This is a genomic window from Streptomyces sp. NRRL S-31 (assembly GCF_000718775.1).
Taxonomy (GTDB): Bacteria; Actinomycetota; Actinomycetes; order Streptomycetales; family Streptomycetaceae; genus Streptomyces.
The window spans coordinates 1-274 of sequence record NZ_JOCB01000288.1; the positions used below are offsets into that span (position 1 = coordinate 1).

General features: G+C 73.0%; 1 protein-coding gene. It reads right to left on the reverse strand.

What is annotated here, in order from left to right; translation table 11 throughout:
• Positions 1 to 274, reverse strand: a 274-nt coding sequence (locus tag IF37_RS40505) for an SDR family NAD(P)-dependent oxidoreductase (protein WP_037858549.1), incomplete at both ends; no start/stop codon positions are given.

The following is a 274-nucleotide window of genomic DNA, read 5'->3' on the forward strand; positions in this document are numbered from 1 at the left end:
CGGACGCTCGGCCGGGATCGAGTCCAGTACGGCCGCCAGCGCGTCCCGGTCGGCCACGTCGCAGGCGGCCACGGAAACCTCCGCGCCCAGCCCGGCCAGCTCCTCGCGCAACGCCGCCCCGCCACCGCCGCGGCTGACCAACAACAGATGCCGCACACCCCGCTCGGCCACCAGATGCCGGGCCACAAAGCCCCCCAGCGTCCCCGTACCACCGGTGATCAGCACCGTACCGGCCGCATCGAGATCCGCGGGAACAGTGAGGACGATCTTCCCG